The sequence below is a fragment of the Methylobacterium sp. WL18 genome, assembly GCF_008040015.1.
Lineage (GTDB): Bacteria > Pseudomonadota > Alphaproteobacteria > Rhizobiales > Beijerinckiaceae > Methylobacterium > Methylobacterium mesophilicum.
Map to the genome: position 1 here is coordinate 1 of NZ_VRVD01001192.1, position 681 is coordinate 681.

Sequence of the window (681 nt, forward strand, 5' to 3'; positions counted from 1 at the left end):
GGCCCTGGCGGCGCCGGGGGAGCGGATCGGCTGCGAGCCGCTGACCTATCCGGCGGTGCGGGGCATCGCGGCCCGGCTCGGGATCACCCTGGTGCCGCTGGCCATGGATGCGGAGGGCGTATGCCCCGACGCGCTCCTCCAGGCCCATCGGGCGACCCCGTTGAGCGGTGTCTATCTCCAGCCGACCCTGCAGAACCCGCTCGGCGCGACCATGGGCACCGCGCGGCGGGCCGACCTCGCCGGGATCCTCGACACGGTCGGCCTCACCGCCATCGAGGATGCAGTCTACGGCTTCCTCGCCGACGCGCAGCCGCTCGCCAGCCTGGCGCCGGACCGGACGATCCTAGTGGACAGCCTGTCGAAGCGGGTGATGCCGGCCCTCACCGTCGGGCTGATCGCCGGGCCCCCGCACCTGACCGACCGGCTCGCGGCCTCGGTGCGACAGGGCGCCTGGACCGCGCTCGGGCTGTCGCTCGCGGCCGGCATGCACTGGATGTCCGGCGGCTCGGCGGCGACGCTCGCGGAGGCCAAGCGCCGGGACGCGGCGTCGCGCCAGACCCTCGCCCGGGAGATACTAGGAGGACTCACGGTGGTCGGCGACCCCCGCGCCTATCACCTCTGGCTCGCATTGCCCGAAACCTGGCGGGCCGAAGCCTTCGCGGCCGCCGCGTTGCGCCGGGG

1 protein-coding gene is annotated in these 681 nt (G+C 74.9%); it reads left to right on the forward strand.

Going from position 1 to position 681, the window contains the following annotated elements; translation table 11 throughout:
• A partial coding sequence (locus FV228_RS31760) for an aminotransferase class I/II-fold pyridoxal phosphate-dependent enzyme (protein WP_147857975.1) occupies window positions 1-681 on the forward strand: 681 nt, incomplete at both ends.